The sequence below is a fragment of the Vibrio hepatarius genome, from assembly GCF_011806575.1.
GTDB lineage: Bacteria > Pseudomonadota > Gammaproteobacteria > Enterobacterales > Vibrionaceae > Vibrio > Vibrio hepatarius_A.
Genome location: NZ_JAATOO010000036.1, coordinates 1 through 14,602 on the forward strand (window position 1 = coordinate 1; position 14,602 = coordinate 14,602).

Consider the following 14,602-nt stretch of genomic DNA (forward strand, 5'->3'; position numbering starts at 1 on the left):
TGAAACCTAATTTGAAACCGAAGTTTCGAATTGGATTATCATCAACGAGTGCCCACACAGATTGATAGGTCTATATTTTTAAAGAGCTTTTTCTAACTCACTCAGCATTGAATGCTGCGTCGTTAGGGGTGCGTATCTTACGCTTCCCGCTTTGAGAGTCAAGAAGTTTTTTCAACTTTCTTTTTCTCTCTCAACCGATTCGAGTTGTGACTTCCGTCTCACTCCGTGTCGGTGAGGCGGCATTATAGGGAGGTCTCAAAGTATGACAAGTCTTTTTTTGAATTTATTTTCTGTTTGGTTAAAAAGAAATCAAAATGCTGAAAATAGAATAAAATTTCAACATTTGAGTCATGTCACATCAATACGTTGGAAAAACAACAACCATATACGTAATATCTCTGTGTCTATTTTGTTAACAAGTAGACGTTACCTTTTTGCGAACTAAAAAAGTTGTATTCCAATATGAATTCGAATAAATCGACCTTTATGGTTATCGCCTTAGCGGTAGTAGGCGGGATCCTTTTCTCTCAGGTTCTAATCCATCCAGCTATTACTTTTATTATTGGTGTTTTTACTTGCGCTTTAGTTATCCAATTTTCGAACACCACTTCAATTAAAGATCAACCAACGGACCAATCTACTAAGACTTTATATGTTGGTAACCTTCCATATAAAGCTAATGAGTCGAACGTTAAGGAACTGTTTTCTCAACACGGCGAAGTATTTGCCGTCCGACTAATGAAAGACAAACGTACAGGTAAAAGAAGAGGGTTTGGTTTTGTAGTGGTGGCTGCCACTGATGCAAAAGCAACAATTGATGCGCTCAATGAACACGAGTATATGCAGAGAACATTAAAGGTTCGTATTGCTAACGATCCTAAATCGTCAGAGGAAAATGCTGAACAGGACTAAAACCTAATTCGTTAAGTGCCTTATTCAACGCTCCCTCTTCCCATGGGGGAGCCGTTGCAAAGATTTCTCTTCTCCCTAACTCTGCAATCTTATCTTCTATCTCAAGTAACCCTTGCACTCGACGAGCAATGGCCTCTCCAGAGTCGACTAATATAACCTCTTCACCGAGTACACTTTGAATCTCTTCTTTAATTAGCGGGAAATGAGTGCAACCCAACACAGCGACATCAATATGATGAGCGACGGGCTTTAATACTTCACTTAGTTCTGAGATGTCTATTGCATTGCCTCGAAGCTTTTCTTCCGCCATATCGACTAGGCGTGTCGAGCCCAACATCTCTACTGGTTTACTTTGAGAAAAGCTACGCACGAGGTCATGGGTGTATTCGCGCGTGATAGTCGCAGGAGTCGCGATTAACCCCACCGCTTTATTCGCCAGATTTGAGGCAGGCTTGATAGCTGGCACCACGCCCACCACTGGAATGGTAAGGTTGGCTCTGAGTGTCGGTAAGACGATAGTACTGGCAGTATTGCAAGCAATGACAACGATATCGATTTGATGCTGTGCGACTAGGCGTGTGATGATCGCCTCTACTCGACGGATCAGTGTGTCATGGTCAAGCTCACCATACGGGTACGCTTCATTATCGAAAATATAGGTGTAGTTGAGCTGTGGAAGCTTGGCGACTATCTCTTTATAGACAGATAGACCACCAACACCAGAATCGAAAATTAGAACGTTAGCTGTTTGTGACACTTGAAAAACCCACTTAACTCGATGTGGCAATCATACTCAGAACACGAGCTTTGGCAATCTCTTCGCAGTGTAACGTTGATAAGAGAAGCGTTCTCCTTGTTCTATATCAGTAAGTTGTAATTCAATCGAACCTTTGAAGCTGGCAGTTTGCGTCACTAGGGTATGAAATTCGCCATGTTCGCCACACGGGTCTACCGATTCTGGCAAGCTATCAATAAATGCTTGGTCATACCAACGACCGCAGTAGTCTTGAGTTAATGCGTCGCCATCCACGGTTACCACCAGCGTTTTAATCCCGCGTTGAATGATTTCTTGCGCTAACACTTGGCTATCTTGTCCCATTAACGGAAAAACGCACTCCCAACCTGCGGGTTCGATGTAACTACGGCGGTAGTCTGCGATACCGTTGCAAAACATGTCGCCGAACGCGACAGCATCAACCTTCAAGCCACTTTGTTTGAGTGTATTGACGATCGAAGATTGGTACACCTCGTTACTCGGGAAAACAGCAGGCAGCTCGATTTTGATAAGTGGGAGATCAAGTAATTGCGCTTGAAGTTCCAAAACCTTAATCGGCGTCGCTTGAAAGGGCACTTCATCTTTAACAAAAGTCGTGTAAAGCCCTACGACATGGTACTCATCGCTTTCTACTAGTCTTTCGAGGGTAAGCGTCGAGTCTTTGCCACTCGACCAACTGATAATGACGTTCTTTTTCATAGTCTTTAGAAAGTAAAACCGCCCGAAGGCGGTTTAAGGCGATTAGAATTGGTAGTTTAATGTTGCTAGTAAATTGCGTTCAGCACCTATGTAGTCAAGAGTACCGCTAGCTGCAGTTTGGTACTCTTCATCAAGAAGGTTGTTAACTCTTAGCCCTAGCTTTAGTTGCTCTGTTGCTCTAACACCCAAGCCTAAATCAACCGTTGTATAGGACGGCAAATATTCACCATTCGATTCAGGTCGCTCACCTGTATGCAAAACAGTCAAAGAAGCATCAACTTTGTCTACACTGATTGTCGGGCTCCAACTGAACTTGTGCTCCGGACGACGGATAAGATCTTCTTTGGTTTCCTCATCTACTGCATCCAACCACTCAGCACCCAGTTTGTGATCAATAGGTCCTGTAGAGAAATCAACAGCTAGCTCGATACCTTTCATCTCAGCTTTATTGACATTCTGGGGCACCCATTGTCCAGAACTGTTTGGTGCCCATGCGATCAAATTGTCGAACTTAGAACGGTACGCCACCAAACTCCAGTCAAACAAGTCATGGTACCCATACACACCGACTTCAGTTGAACGTGACTCTTCTGGGTCCAAATCAGGATTCCCACTTTGAGGCCAGTACAAATCATTAAACGTCGGCGCATTAAACGCTGTTCCCGAAGAAGCAACTAGCTGAAATTGGTCAAATAGAAAATACCCAACAGCAACATTCCACGTGTTATAACCACCAAACACGCTGTCATCATCACGACGTACACTCGCTTCAGCGGTTAAGTCGCCAAATTCACCTAATGCGGTTAGAAACGCCGCGCGGTTATTTTTATCCGATTTATCATAATCCTGAGTATTAGTACCGCCACGTTTTGCTTCTTCTTTGGAGTAATCAAGGCCTGCATTCAAAACAATATTATTGAGACCTGTGTAAGTATTCAGCCAAGTTACTGACTGACGTTCTCCAGTTAGCGTCGACTTTGCAATTTTTCCTGCGGCATCACCATCTTCACTATGATCCTTACTACTACCGATTTGTAGTTCAGAAGCAAACTCATCTCGCAAGTATCGAACCTTACCAGTTAAGCTATAAAACTCACCGTCCGTTTGCTTGCTTGGTCCATCAACAACATATTGATCGGCATACTCAACTTCAGAGTCTCTACTATAACCCGCAAAAGCCAAGCTCCAATTCTCTGTTAGCTGATGTTCCAAGTTGCCGAATACGGTTTGGCTATCATAACCATGTGTTTCATCTTTTGGCGCACCTTCATAAATACGGTAGCCATCACTTTGTTCACGGTTAAATATAAACGAACCTTTGGTCGCTTCAGATAGTTGTCCACTCGACTTCCAGCCTTGTTGATTCTGACCTTGGTCACCATAACCTAATAACAACTCATGGGTATTTGCTGCGCCCGTAGTCGAGATACTGATAACGCCTCCCATTGCATCAGAGCCGTATACCGCTGCACGAGGGCCGCGGATAACTTCGATTTTCTCAATTGCAAAGGCAGGGAGCAGCCCAATAGATGCCTCTCCTGCTGTTGGAGAATTAATACGAACGCCATCAACAATAACTAATGTATGTTTGCTAGCAGTACCACGGATATAAATTCCCGTGACATTACCTTTACTGCCTTGAGAGTTGATAGTAACCCCAGGAAGTGTCTTTAGAAGGTCTAACGCTGTCGTAGCCTGACTAACTTCAATGTCTTCACGAGTAATAACACTAGTCGACGCTAGTACGGACTGCTGGCTTTGCTCAAAACGGTTAGCAGTTACCACCACAGTTTCATCAACAGAAACTTCTTGGGCTAAAGAATAGGTAGAAGGAAGCAGCGACGCCACGGCAATCGCTAAAATAGATCGGTTCATTTTGTTGTCCTAAATCGCGTAAATCCTACCGAGTTTGAAGCGAGAGCTTCCAGTGATTAATACTCGGTTGCTGGCAGGTATTCGGACTCAAGAGCTGTTAACCTACTAACCCGACTTCCCGCATTTTTCCGAAATACAGTGTCAAATGGGCGTTTGTTCTCTTTTACCGCTGCGCGTCAGTTCCGGATTCACACCGGATTCCCTTTTCAGCCATCTATACTTCTAGATAGCACCAGCTTGTGGCAGATACTATTAAGCTATTGATAGTTTGTCTAGTTTAGATTGTTATAAGCTATCGTTTTTACAGCGGGTAACAGGGTGAATTCCATGCAAGACTGGACATCAGGCGGGGATTGAATAAAATCTGCGCTCTTAAATAAAACGCGCTACGCACAGGCAATAACCCAAAGGTAATAATCATGGCGACTCTTGATGTAAATCCACAACGCTACCAAGAACAACTGGCAGAGAAAGTCGAGCGTCTTAACGAGATGTTCACTCAGTACAATGTGCCAGAGTTGGAAGTGTTTGAATCTCCAGAGCAGCATTACCGTATGCGCGCAGAGTTTCGCGTTTGGCATGAAGGTGAAGAGCTTTACTACATCATGTTCAACCAAGAAACGCGTGAAAAGTACCGTGTAGACCAGTTTCCTGCGGCTAGCCGTTTAATCAATGATTTAATGCCACTGCTTGTCGATGCGATGAAAGACAATGAATCGCTGCGTCGTAAACTGTTCCAAGTCGATTTTCTGTCAACGCTGAGCGGTGAGATCTTAGTGTCGCTGCTTTACCATCGCCAGTTGGATGAAGAGTGGACTGAAAACGCTAAGGCACTAAAACAACGCCTGAATGACGAAGGATTTAACCTCAACATCATTGGCCGTGCGCGTAAGATGAAGATTGTTCTAGACCGTGACTATGTGATCGAAAAGCTTGATGTTAATGGCCAGTCGTACATCTACCAGCAAGTCGAAAACAGCTTCACTCAACCCAACGGCAAAGTGGCGGAAAAAATGCTGGAATGGGCGGTTGACTGCACTCAAGACAGCAAAGGCGACCTGCTAGAGCTTTACTGTGGCAACGGTAACTTCTCTCTGGCACTAGCACAAAACTTTGACCGCGTCCTCGCGACTGAATTGGCAAAACCATCGGTAGAGTCGGCACAATACAATATTGCGGCGAATAAGATCGATAATGTACAGATCCTGCGTCTATCCGCGGAAGAATTCACCCAAGCGATTGAAGGCAAGCGCGAGTTCCGCCGCCTTAAAGATGCCGGCGTTGATTTGAAGAGCTACAACTGCAATACGATTTTTGTCGATCCACCACGCGCGGGCATGGATATCGATACGTGTAAAATGGTTCAAGGTTATGAGCGTATTCTTTACATTTCTTGTAACCCAGAGACACTAAAAGAAAACCTAGACGTGTTGTGTGAGACTCACAACGTGACTCGCTTTGCTCTGTTTGACCAATTTCCGTTTACCCACCATATGGAAGCAGGTGTGATGCTGGAACGCAAAGCGTAATCCAAGCTTCGAATTGTTAAAGCGCTCATCACGGGCGCTTTTTTATTGCGTGGTGAAAGCTGCTACTTCATATTCGTGGTTTCAGTTCCACCACGTTACCTTCGGGATCTTCGATATAAGCAGAGCGCCCAAATCCTTGTGCGCCATAGCGCTCGGCAAATTCTGTCACTTCAATATCGTGCTGGCGCAAGTAATCTACCAACTCTTGTTCATTAAACGCCGCAATTTGTAGGCAAAAGTGATCGAGATTACGCCCATCTTGTCGTGGTGCTTTACCACCGAGTTGCCCTAATTCACTATCGACCACCACCAGATCGATGATCGACTCACCTGCCCTTAACTGGGTTAAGCCTAAATCTGGCAATGTCCTTTCAATTGGACACCCGAGTATCTGCTGATAAAAATGCAGCATAGCGCTAAGGTCGGTCGTTCTCAATACCACGTGATCAATCGACTGTACGACTATCATTGTTCCTCCTTCCATTCCCCCAGTCTGTCAACAGTATAGCCCTTGACTGGCTTTATAAATCGGCGAGATTTAAGCAAATAATTGAGGCATTTCTTGATCTTAGCCTCTAAACCACGGCATTTCTTTCATTCATGGTGATTTCTGGTATCTTCATTTTAGCTTTCAAAACGGCCAACGTTAGCGTGAAATCTCCCTACCTTACTCACATTTGTTGTGCCATGTGGTTGAGTCTTTAAGAGGTACTAATGGCAACAATCTCAGATGTATCGCGTATTGCAGGCGTCTCTAAGGCAACGGTGTCCCGAGTGATCAATGGCACTGGACCGGTTAAACAGAGTACCCGAGATTTAGTCGAATCGGTCATGAAAGACCTCAAATACAAACCAAGCTCGGTAGCTCAAGCACTTGCGACCAAAAGCGGCAATAGCGTCGGTTTAGTTTTGTCTGACTTTACCGGTAGCTACTTTGGTATCTTGCTAAAGCAGGCTTCGGTTAGCTCAGAGAAAATGGGCAAACAGCTGTTGATTGCCGACGGACACAACTTGGCTGAACAAGAACTTGCAGCCGTTCACTCCTTAGTAGAAAAGCGTTGTGATGTGATTGTGCTGTACAGCCGCATGTTAACGTCGGAACAAGTGATTGCGCTCAACCACTCGATTGATATCCCGCTGATCAATGTAGGGCGTCAGTTACCACCCGAAGCGGGCTATTCGATTGCCTTCGACCAACAGCACGCAATCTCAATGGCCGTGGAACATTTGGTTGAACAAGGCCACCAGCATTTACTGTATTTAGGTCCAGAAGCGACGACCCCAACCTCAACCTCGCGCAAAGACGGTTTTTATCGCACCGCAGAAAAGCACCCTGAATTACTCGGCAACATTGCCCACCAGCCGTGCGCATTTGGTTTTATTGAGGGTTATGAAGCCACTCAAGAATTGATTGCCAAAGGACTCAACTGCACCGCAATCGTCGCAGGTGCCGATGACATCGCTATCGGTTGTATCAAAGCCCTGACTGAGCATGGAATTGCAGTGCCGCAACAAATCTCAGTCATCGGTATAGACAACGACCCATGCAGCCCATTTATCACGCCTTCGTTAACCACAGTAGATATTCCGATCCAATCGATGATGGAACGAGCGATGGAAGTCGCACAGAGTCTTGCAGAGAGTCAAACCTCTCCAGCATCAGAAATGATTCAAGGCCAGCTTATCATCCGACACTCCACACAAAACATCGCTTAATGCCGCCCCCTCGCCACGATCTTCGTGGCGAGTAACGCCATTTCCTCTAGATCATTCAATTCACTTTTCATTGTGCAAACTTTCGACACACTTAACACGATTGTTTAAAAAACACCCTCCTCATGTGACTTAACATGCATAAGTGAAACCGGTTACAGAAACCGGTTTCACTTTTATCTATAGTCAATGTTGTCTGATTAACATTGAGAGAATAACCATGAGAATTTTTCTATGCTGTGCTGCTGGCATGTCGACAAGCATGTTGGTCAATAAAATGGAACACGCTGCAAAAGAGAAAGGCATCGAGTGTACGATTTCCGCTCACTCGGTTGCGGAGTTTGAAGAGTGCATTGTGCAAAGTGACGTCTGTCTTGTCGCACCACAAGTGAAGTTTAAGTACGAAGAGTTCAAGCAACGCGCCAACGAACTCGGTAAAGGCTGTGGCCTGATCGACATGATGAGTTACGGCATGTTGAAAGGCGATGTTGTTCTCGACCAAGCGATTGAGTTGTACCAATCTCATCTCGGTATGGAGGCCTAACAACATGGCATTATTCGATAAAGTGTTGGGCTTCGTCGAAAACTACGTCGCCCCTTTTGCTGGCAAGATTTCCGCTCAGCGTCATGTCAACGCTATCAAAGATGGATTTGTCTCGACCATGCCGTTTCTGATCGTCGGTTCTCTGTTGTTGGTGCTGGCGTTTCCACCCTCAGAAGGCAATGCGTTTTTTGATGGATGGCACGCACTCATCAACATGATTGGCAAAGATAACATCATGGCCCCTTTCCAACTCAGTATGGGAATCTTCGCCCTTTACGCGGCGTTTGGTATCGGCTTTAGCCTCGCTGAGTCATACAAACTCAGAGCGATGAACACTGGTATGCTCTCGATGTTCGCCTTTCTCCTCGCGGTCGCACCGATGGCCTCAACCGACATTGGCAGTGCACTACCCGGCGCTTTTCTCGGCGGGACAGGCGCTTTCACCGCGATTCTCTGTGGTTTATTGGTTCCAGAAATGCAGCGTTTGCTGATCAAATACAACGTGCGCATCAAAATGCCTGAAGCAGTCCCGCCTAAAATTTCTGCTTCATTTGACTTGCTGATCCCGATCGTTTTTGTTTCCGTCATCGTAATGACCATCAACGTGACACTAGCAGGCTACGACCTACAAATCCCAAGCGCGATCATGATGCTCTTCCAACCTTTAGTCGTCGCGTCAGACAGTTTTATCGCCTGTCTTATCGCGGTGTTGATTGTGCAAATCCTCTGGTTTAGCGGCATTCATGGCGGTTCCGTTGTCGGAGGTATCATTGGTCCAATGCTGCTTATTAACCTAGGCATGAACCAAGACGCTTTGGCGGCAGGTGAGCCACTCCCTGCGATTTTCATCAACCCAGTGATGGACTTCTTCATCTTTGTCGGTGGCGCTGGCGGTACATGGGGCTTAGTGGTTCTGATGATGCGCTCGAAAGCAACGCAACTAAAAACCATCGGTAAGATGTCGATCATTCCAGGCACGTTCAATATCAACGAGCCAGTTATCTTCGGTACGCCAATCGTCATGAATCCGATCTACTTTATTCCTTGGTTACTCGCTCCAACCATCAACACATCTATAGTTTGGCTGGCATTCAAAACTGGCTTTGTCGCAAAAATCATTGCCATTCCCCCTTGGACAATGCCAGCCCCTATTGGCGCCATCATTGCAACCAACTCAGGAACCGCCGCGCTCGTCGTGCTCAGCAGTGTCTGTATCAGTGCAATGGTGTTCTACCCGTTCCTCAAAGTGCATGAGAAACAACTACTCGCGGAAGAAAAAGCTCAGGCAACCGCCGAAAACCAACGCAATAAAGGTAAAACCTTAGAACAAGGAGTCGCGTAATGACGTTCGAAATCAACTCAAGTGCCGATATCAGTGAAGAGTTTCTGATGACGTTACTTTGCCAGGTTGGCGAAGCTCGGGCCGCGTTTATGGATGCGATGCGAGCAGCACGACGCGGTGAGTTTGAACACGCCCAAGCTCTAATGAAAACAGGTGACGAAGCCTTAGTCGCCGTGCACAAGTCGCAAACCTCATTGATAGGCTTCGATCAAGGCGAAGGGAAAGTCACCATGACCCTTATCCTGACCCATATTCAAGACCACATCATGACCACCATGCTGTGCCGCGAAATGGCAGAAGAGATCAACGAGATTCATCAAAAATTACAGAAGGTACTCGACCGTGAAAAAGCGCATATTTGATTACACCTCAGAAGACTTTCGCCACGCGAATCGTCAGCAAATCGTAGACAGTATCCGCTTGTCTGAAGGTCGTACGCTGATGGTTGAAAATGTGGTTGCGATAACGCCACCGATTGACGTAGTTTCCGGCGCTGATATCGCTGCGGCCTTTGGCGCGGACATGATCACGCTTAACTGTTTGGATGTCATGTCACCTAAAATTCGTGTCTTGTCTGAAGACCCTGAAGCATCAATGTCGATTGCACAAGTCAAAGAGGCGACCGGACGCTTGATTGGCTGTAATCTCGAACCGGTTCCCGCCGATGTGCAACATATCGATATTGGGCGCACAGTGACAACGCAAACCGTCGAGAAAGCGATCGAGCTCGGTTTGGATTACGTGATGCTCACGGGCAATCCTGGCAACTGCGTTACCCAAGAAACGATACTCGACGCAATCTCTTTGGTACGCAGTGTTTCGCAAGAGATCATTATCGTCGCAGGCAAGATGCACGCTGGCGGCGTTGGGAATGACTACAACTTGTCGATCGTACCAGCGTTTGCAGAAGCGGGGGCTGACATCATGATGTTCCCTGCACCGTACACTACGCCGGGCGTAGATCCACAACTTGCCAAAGAGATGATGGCTGCGGTGCACAGCAGTGGCATGTTGGGTATGTTGGCAATCGGAACGTCACAAGAAGGTGCGACCGAGTCCTATATTGAGCAAGTCGCGATAGCGTCCAAAGCAGCGGGCGCAGATATTGTTCACATCGGTGACGGAGGCTACAGTGGCATCGCTCCACCAGAGAACATCCTTCATCTCGGCATCACGTTGCGTGGTCGCAGGCATCAATACAAACGCATGGCAAATCGCCGTTAAATAACAACTCAACTTGGCTAGTTTGGGCGTGTAACGGAAGTTGGCGCCCTTTTTTCGTTTTCTGCGAACCACATGACCCCAAAACAAAAAGTCCGGCAATGTGCCGGACTTTTTAAATTCGATTCAAACCGATTACTCAGCTTTTGACTGACGCTCCATAAAACCAAGCTTTTTCGCCACCCAAAGTAGCAGACCTAAGGTAATAAAGATCGCCAGCATGTTTGAGCCAGCACCAGGGTGCTGAGCTTTGATGAAGGCTGAATGGCCAAATGCGCCAACAAAGAAGCACGCTAGGCCCACTAGAGGGATATCCTCTGATACAGGTTTACTTAAATACTCTTGATAAAGTGCCTGTACAGAAAGCACTAAAGCAATAAGTGGAAAAATTGAGAAAGAAACTTCGCTCATAGTTAGCCACGACAGCATTGCGTCGCCACACATACCAGCTATTACAGCCAGAACTAATGTTTTTGTCTCAGAACCACGATCAACTTGGTTTGTTTCGTTCGACATTAATCTATCCCACCTTTTAATCGGTTACGTTCACGTTCTTTGCGATACCAATAAGCCCCTTTGGCTATCACTCGCAATTGCAATATTAGACGCTCGGCGAGTTCATCGCGCGCGCGTGTTTCTAAGTCTAAGGCTTCTGCACCAGAGCTGAAGACCAGAGTGACAGAGGCTTCTGCTTGTATAAACGCTTCTTCACGTGTCATCCCTGTGCCGATCAAATACTCGGTCAATTCCGCTGCGAAGTGTTGAATTTCTCTCGCGACCGCGGCACGAAACTCGGCCGAAGTGCCTGAGCGTTCGCGGAGCAACAATCGAAATACGTTAGGACTACTTTCGATGAATTCCATAAAAGTTTCAACCGAAGTCCGAATCACACTGCCTTCTTTGACAATGCGCTGTCGAGCCTGACGCATCAACTGACGAAGGAGTAAACCGCCTTCATCTACCATGGTTAAGCCTAGTTCATCCATGTCTTTAAAGTGACGATAAAAGGATGTTGGCGCAATCCCGGCTTCACGAGCCACTTCTCGTAAACTGAGGTTAGAGAAGCTTCTGTCAGCGCTCAATTGGCTAAATGCAGCGTCAATCAAAGAGCGACGTGTCTTCTCTTTCTGCTGTGCACGGATTCCCATGGGTTTCATATCAACGGTTCTACTTCTTGTCTCGATAGCCACTAATATACAACGATTGTCTTAGGTAAATAACCTAAAAATCTCCGACTGTGACTACCGAGAAGCAATTAAACTTAGTTAGTAGCAATTTTCAATCTTTTCGCCCTTAATTAGAGACACACAGCATACCCTTCATTACATTTAGACGATTCTGCGTGATCCGCTCGACTCTCTAGTGTGGTTTCCATTTACCACCCTCGCGAATCAGTTAAAATCTCGCTAAAGCAATGTTAAGACTATATAACAAGGATAGAACTATGGCGGAGAGTAACCACTTTGATGTAATCGTTATTGGTAGTGGTCCCGGAGGTGAAGGGGCTGCAATGGGATTAACCAAAGCCGGTCTAAACGTCGCCATTGTGGAAAAAGAAAGTAGTGTCGGTGGTGGTTGTACTCACTGGGGAACCATTCCATCCAAGTCACTACGTCACGCGGTGAGTCGTATTATCGAATTCAACAGCAACCCACTTTTCTGCAATAACAACACCAGCATCCATTCCACTTTCTCGAACATCCTCGGGCACGCAAAAACGGTCATCGATAAACAGACTCGTCTGCGTCAAGGATTCTACGACCGTAACCACTGCAGTATGATATTCGGTACCGCGCGTTTTACTGATAAGTACACTATCGCTGTGACGCAAAGTGACGGTACAGATGAGTTGTACAGCGCTGACCGCTTTGTTATTGCCACAGGTTCACGCCCGTATCAGCCGAGTGACGTCGACTTCCTTCACGAGCGTATCTACGACAGTGATTCGATTCTTAGCCTCAAGCACGACCCGCGCCACATCATCATCTACGGTGCCGGTGTGATCGGTTGTGAATACGCGTCTATCTTCCGCGGTTTAGGGGTGAAAACTGACTTAATCAACACCCGTGACCGTCTACTGTCTTTCTTGGATAACGAAGTGTCTGACGCACTTTCTTACCACTTCTGGAACAGTGGTGTAGTGATTCGCAACGATGAAACCTACGAAAAAATTGAAGGTACCGATGACGGCGTGATCGTCCACTTGCAATCGGGCAAGAAGATGAAAGCCGATTGCCTGCTGTATGCCAACGGTCGTACAGGTAACACAGACAAACTCAACTTATCAGCGGTGGGCTTAGAAAGTGACTCTCGTGGCCAACTAAAAGTTGACGGTAACTACCAAACAGAAGTCGAGCACGTCTACGCTGTTGGTGACGTGATTGGTTACCCAAGCCTTGCAAGCGCGGCGTATGACCAAGGCCGTTTTGTTGCTCAGGCGATCACCAAAGGTCAGGCCGATGGTCGCTTAATCGAGGATATCCCAACGGGTATCTACACCATTCCGGAAATCAGCTCTGTTGGTAAGACCGAACAGGAACTGACTGCGGCAAAAGTACCGTACGAAGTCGGACGCTCGTCGTTCAAACACTTGGCACGCGCGCAGATTGCAGGTAAAGATATCGGCAGTTTGAAGATTCTGTTCCATCGCGAGACCAAAGAGATCCTCGGTATTCACTGTTTTGGTGAGCGTGCCGCAGAAATAATCCACATCGGTCAGGCGATTATGGAACAAAAAGGCGAAGCGAATACGATTGAATATTTCGTCAATACCACGTTTAACTACCCAACCATGGCTGAAGCGTATCGCGTCGCGGCGTTGAATGGGTTAAACCGCTTGTTCTGAACAGCAACCCAATAAAAAAACCGCAGCTACGAAGCTGCGGTTTTTTCGTTTCTTTCAACGTTATTTAACCTGAACTCGGGATCAGAAAGACTATAACTCTTTGATTTTAAAATACAGATATTTTCTAGTAACTCAGTGCTGCTATTTTAGATGCATAACTAGGCAAAATCATAAGTCAATAGCTGGTCTATTGCGTTGATTTTAACGACGTTAGGCGCTAAAAGAGCGGTACTGAGAGGCTTAGGTTATCCCAAGTTCAGGTTATTTATTTAGATGCTTGGCGTGAAACGCTAAGTGCTCATCAATAAAGCTCGAAATGAAGAAGTAGCTATGGTCGTAACCCGGCTGCATTCTCAGTTTCACGTCCGAGCCGTGCACTTGCGCCGCGGCGAGTAACGCTTCGGGCTTCAGTTGCTCGACTAAGAATCCATCGGCATCACCTTGGTCGACCAAGATCGGCAAGCCAGCCTTGGCATGCTTGAGTAGTTCACTCGCGTCGTACTGCTGCCACGTGGTGAAGTCATTGCCCAAATAAGCGTTAAACGCTTTTTGTCCCCAAGGACACTGCATTGGGTTACAAATCGGGCTGAACGCCGAGATTGAGCGATACGCCGCTGAATTTTTCAGACCAATAGTCAATGCACCGTGTCCACCCATGCTGTGGCCAGAAACCGATTTGTGATCTGAAACCGGGAAGTTCGCTTCAATCAGTGCTGGTAATTCCTGCGTCACATAGTCGTACATATGGTAGTGACGCGACCACGGTTGCTGCGTTGCATTGAGATAAAAGCCTGCTCCCTTACCTAAATCGTAGCCTTCATCGTCGGCCACATCATCGCCACGAGGGCTGGTATCTGGTGCGACAATCGCGATACCCAATTCTGCCGCTTTGCGAAATGCTCCCGCTTTCTGCATGAAGTTTTCATCGCTGCAGGTTAACCCTGACAGCCAATACAGCACTGGTACAGGGTTAGACTTGGTTGCGTTTGGCGGTAAAAAAATGGCAAAACGCATTGAGCAGTTGAGTACCGCAGAGTCGTGAGTATATTGCTTATGCCAACCGCCAAAGACTTTGGCTTGGCTAACGTTTTCAATCGTCATGGTTTGTCCTCAAAGAAAAGTATCAAAGCAAGTTTTGGCTCCCATT

15 protein-coding genes and 1 riboswitch are annotated in these 14,602 nt (G+C 46.5%); of the genes, 8 read left to right on the forward strand and 7 right to left on the reverse strand.

From position 1 onward, the window contains the following. Positions 1–462: 462 nt before the first annotated feature. Positions 463–912 (forward strand): RNA recognition motif domain-containing protein, encoded by a 450-nt coding sequence (locus tag HCZ42_RS19930; protein WP_167422452.1) that lies wholly within the window; start codon positions 463–465, stop codon positions 910–912. On the opposite strand, the gene murI is transcribed toward HCZ42_RS19930, so the two are convergent. Genes murI through HCZ42_RS19945 form a run of 3 tightly spaced genes read right to left on the reverse strand, consistent with a single transcriptional unit; the run spans position 878 to position 4,261 of the window. Further along, on the reverse strand, positions 878–1,669 hold the full coding sequence (gene murI, locus HCZ42_RS19935; protein WP_167422453.1) for a glutamate racemase: 792 nt from the start codon (positions 1,667–1,669) through the stop codon (positions 878–880). The two genes, HCZ42_RS19930 and murI, sit on opposite strands and share 35 nt — an antisense overlap. Before the next feature lie 36 nt (positions 1,670–1,705). Then, the gene (locus HCZ42_RS19940) at positions 1,706–2,386 is read right to left on the reverse strand and encodes an adenine nucleotide alpha hydrolase (protein WP_167422454.1); all 681 of its coding nucleotides are present in this window, start codon (positions 2,384–2,386) and stop codon (positions 1,706–1,708) included. Positions 2,387–2,428: 42 nt separating this feature from the next. After that, on the reverse strand, positions 2,429–4,261 hold the full coding sequence (locus HCZ42_RS19945; RefSeq protein WP_167422455.1) for a TonB-dependent receptor domain-containing protein: 1,833 nt from the start codon (positions 4,259–4,261) through the stop codon (positions 2,429–2,431). A 55-nt stretch (positions 4,262–4,316) separates the two neighbouring features. Then, positions 4,317–4,513: riboswitch (cobalamin riboswitch) on the reverse strand. A gap of 167 nt (positions 4,514–4,680) precedes the next feature. Between HCZ42_RS19945 and trmA the strand changes: the two genes are divergently transcribed. After that, positions 4,681–5,790, forward strand: a complete 1,110-nt coding sequence (gene trmA / locus HCZ42_RS19950) for a tRNA (uridine(54)-C5)-methyltransferase TrmA (RefSeq protein WP_167422456.1) — start codon at positions 4,681–4,683, stop codon at positions 5,788–5,790. Between the two features lie 67 nt (positions 5,791–5,857). Here trmA and HCZ42_RS19955 read toward each other — a convergent pair whose 3' ends face one another. Then, on the reverse strand, positions 5,858–6,259 hold the full coding sequence (locus HCZ42_RS19955; RefSeq protein WP_167422457.1) for a VOC family protein: 402 nt from the start codon (positions 6,257–6,259) through the stop codon (positions 5,858–5,860). Between the two features lie 245 nt (positions 6,260–6,504). Here HCZ42_RS19955 and HCZ42_RS19960 point away from each other — a divergent pair, with 245 nt between their 5' ends. The 5 genes from HCZ42_RS19960 to HCZ42_RS19980 all read left to right on the forward strand — a co-directional run bounded on the left by HCZ42_RS19960 (position 6,505) and on the right by HCZ42_RS19980 (position 10,613). After that, positions 6,505–7,506, forward strand: coding sequence for a LacI family DNA-binding transcriptional regulator (locus HCZ42_RS19960; protein WP_167422458.1), 1,002 nt, complete (start codon positions 6,505–6,507; stop codon positions 7,504–7,506). A 217-nt stretch (positions 7,507–7,723) separates the two neighbouring features. After that, positions 7,724–8,047, forward strand: a complete 324-nt coding sequence (locus HCZ42_RS19965) for a PTS sugar transporter subunit IIB (RefSeq protein WP_053410695.1) — start codon at positions 7,724–7,726, stop codon at positions 8,045–8,047. Positions 8,048–8,051: 4 nt separating this feature from the next. Next, on the forward strand, positions 8,052–9,389 hold the full coding sequence (locus HCZ42_RS19970; protein WP_167422459.1) for a PTS sugar transporter subunit IIC: 1,338 nt from the start codon (positions 8,052–8,054) through the stop codon (positions 9,387–9,389). Further along, a complete protein-coding gene (locus HCZ42_RS19975) occupies positions 9,389–9,751 on the forward strand; it encodes a PTS lactose/cellobiose transporter subunit IIA (protein WP_167422460.1) in 363 nt (120 codons plus the stop codon). The genes HCZ42_RS19970 and HCZ42_RS19975 overlap by 1 nt, the downstream gene beginning before the upstream one ends. Beyond that, a complete protein-coding gene (locus tag HCZ42_RS19980) occupies positions 9,732–10,613 on the forward strand; it encodes a DUF7916 family protein (protein WP_167422461.1) in 882 nt (293 codons plus the stop codon). Before HCZ42_RS19975 ends, HCZ42_RS19980 begins: the two co-directional genes overlap by 20 nt. A 132-nt stretch (positions 10,614–10,745) precedes the next feature. Here the strand turns inward: HCZ42_RS19980 and HCZ42_RS19985 are convergent, their stop codons facing one another. Together HCZ42_RS19985 and fabR are read right to left on the reverse strand one after the other, a co-directional pair. After that, positions 10,746–11,126: a YijD family membrane protein gene (locus HCZ42_RS19985; RefSeq protein WP_053410691.1), complete on the reverse strand. Its 381-nt coding sequence runs from the start codon at positions 11,124–11,126 to the stop codon at positions 10,746–10,748. Further along, positions 11,126–11,767: an HTH-type transcriptional repressor FabR gene (gene fabR, locus HCZ42_RS19990; RefSeq protein ID WP_053410690.1), complete on the reverse strand. Its 642-nt coding sequence runs from the start codon at positions 11,765–11,767 to the stop codon at positions 11,126–11,128. Before fabR ends, HCZ42_RS19985 begins: the two co-directional genes overlap by 1 nt. 257 nt (positions 11,768–12,024) lie before the next feature. On the opposite strand from fabR, the gene sthA reads away from it, so the two are divergent. Beyond that, the gene (sthA, locus tag HCZ42_RS19995; RefSeq protein WP_167422462.1) at positions 12,025–13,455 is read left to right on the forward strand and encodes a Si-specific NAD(P)(+) transhydrogenase; all 1,431 of its coding nucleotides are present in this window, start codon (positions 12,025–12,027) and stop codon (positions 13,453–13,455) included. A gap of 261 nt (positions 13,456–13,716) precedes the next feature. Here sthA and fghA read toward each other — a convergent pair whose 3' ends face one another. Further along, the gene (gene fghA, locus HCZ42_RS20000; protein WP_167422463.1) at positions 13,717–14,556 is read right to left on the reverse strand and encodes an S-formylglutathione hydrolase; all 840 of its coding nucleotides are present in this window, start codon (positions 14,554–14,556) and stop codon (positions 13,717–13,719) included. Between the last annotated feature and the right edge of the window lie 46 nt (positions 14,557–14,602).

Bases quoted from the DNA above. Each gene is read 5' to 3' on its own strand.
- fghA (WP_167422463.1), bottom strand. From the start codon at position 14,556: ATGACGATTGAAAACGTTAGCCAAGCCAAAGTCTTTGGCGGTTGGCAT.
- HCZ42_RS19965 (WP_053410695.1), top strand. From the start codon at position 7,724: ATGAGAATTTTTCTATGCTGTGCTGCTGGCATGTCGACAAGCATGTTG.
- HCZ42_RS19930 (WP_167422452.1), top strand. From the start codon at position 463: ATGAATTCGAATAAATCGACCTTTATGGTTATCGCCTTAGCGGTAGTA.
- HCZ42_RS19945 (WP_167422455.1), bottom strand. From the start codon at position 4,261: ATGAACCGATCTATTTTAGCGATTGCCGTGGCGTCGCTGCTTCCTTCT.
- sthA (WP_167422462.1), top strand. From the start codon at position 12,025: ATGTTAAGACTATATAACAAGGATAGAACTATGGCGGAGAGTAACCAC.
- fabR (WP_053410690.1), bottom strand. From the start codon at position 11,767: ATGAAACCCATGGGAATCCGTGCACAGCAGAAAGAGAAGACACGTCGC.
- HCZ42_RS19960 (WP_167422458.1), top strand. From the start codon at position 6,505: ATGGCAACAATCTCAGATGTATCGCGTATTGCAGGCGTCTCTAAGGCA.
- trmA (WP_167422456.1), top strand. From the start codon at position 4,681: ATGGCGACTCTTGATGTAAATCCACAACGCTACCAAGAACAACTGGCA.
- HCZ42_RS19975 (WP_167422460.1), top strand. From the start codon at position 9,389: ATGACGTTCGAAATCAACTCAAGTGCCGATATCAGTGAAGAGTTTCTG.
- HCZ42_RS19970 (WP_167422459.1), top strand. From the start codon at position 8,052: ATGGCATTATTCGATAAAGTGTTGGGCTTCGTCGAAAACTACGTCGCC.
- HCZ42_RS19940 (WP_167422454.1), bottom strand. From the start codon at position 2,386: ATGAAAAAGAACGTCATTATCAGTTGGTCGAGTGGCAAAGACTCGACG.
- HCZ42_RS19985 (WP_053410691.1), bottom strand. From the start codon at position 11,126: ATGTCGAACGAAACAAACCAAGTTGATCGTGGTTCTGAGACAAAAACA.
- HCZ42_RS19955 (WP_167422457.1), bottom strand. From the start codon at position 6,259: ATGATAGTCGTACAGTCGATTGATCACGTGGTATTGAGAACGACCGAC.